Below are 1200 nucleotides of genomic sequence, written 5' to 3'. Positions count from 1 at the left end.
TGAAGCGTTCGCCGAACAGAACGGCGAACTGGGCCTTTGCCATGGACCACTCACGCGGCGGCATCGTCCACTCTTTTTCTGATCGGTTCAAGATCAGATAGAGCAGCTTGGTTGCTGCATCGTCGCTGGGGAAGTGTCCTCTGGCCCTGACCGCCCGCCGGAGCTGGGCATTCAGGGCCTCGATAGCATTCGTGGTGTAGACGATCCTGCGGACCTCGTCGGGGAACGCGAAGAAGGGGATTACCTCGCTCCACGCCCGGCGCCATATCTGACCGATCGCTGGGTAGCGCCGGCCCCATTCGCCTTCCTCGAAGGCCGCGAGCGCTTCCTCGGCGGCCTTGGCATCGACTGCGCGGTAGATGCTCTTCAATGCGGCAGCCAGCGGTTTGCGGTCTTTCCAGGAGACGAAGTCCATCGAATTGCGCAGCAGATGAACGATGCAGGTCTGGACGATCGCTTCCGGGAACACGGCGGTGATCGCGTCGGGGAAGCCTTTGAGACCATCGACGACAGCCAGCATGATGTCCTCGACGCCCCGGTTCTTGAGCTCGTTCATGACGCGCAGCCAGAATTTGGCCCCTTCGTTCTGCTCGATCCACAGGCCCAGGACGACCTTGGTGCCATTGGCCAGCACGCCCAGCGCGATGTGGATCGCCTTGTTGCGGACCATCCCCTCGTCGCGGATCTTGACCCGGATGGCATCGAAGAACACCAGCGGATAAGCCTGATCCAGTGGCCGGGCCTGCCAGGCGGCAACCTCCTCGATCACGGCGTCGGTGACGGTCGATATGAGGTCGGGTGAAACGTCTATGCCGTATAGCTCGCGCAGATGTCCGGTGATCTCCCGGGTGCTCATGCCGCGGGCATACATCGAGATGATCTTGTCGTCGAAGCCGGGGAACCGGCGCTGGTACTTGGCGATCAGTTGCGGATCAAAGCTGCCCTGCCGGTCGCGGGGTACCTCGATCTCGATCTTACCGGTGTCCGTGACCACCGTCTTGCGGCCATAGCCATTACGGTTGTTGCCGGCCTGGTCGGCGTGCCCAAGATGATGATCCATCTCAGCATTGAGTGCACGTTCGGCCAGCGCCTTCTTCAGCGAATCCAGCAGGCCACCCTGCTGAAGGGCTGACGCGGCATCGCCGCCAGCCAGAAGTTGATCCAGCAAATCGGACGGAACCGCAGGTTCTTTGCGTCGGG

The 1200-nt window shown here is 61.8% G+C and carries 1 protein-coding gene; it reads right to left on the bottom strand.

Features of this window, described 5'->3' with window-relative positions; all coding sequences use genetic code 11:
* On the bottom strand, positions 1-1200 hold a 1200-nt coding region (locus IE191_RS20900), incomplete at both ends, for an IS256 family transposase (protein ID WP_229815746.1).

This window comes from Novosphingobium pokkalii (genome assembly GCF_014652855.1).
Classification (GTDB): domain Bacteria; phylum Pseudomonadota; class Alphaproteobacteria; order Sphingomonadales; family Sphingomonadaceae; genus Novosphingobium; species Novosphingobium pokkalii.
Note: the sequence above shows the minus strand (reverse complement) of the source record. Positions and strands in the feature narration are given on the sequence as shown.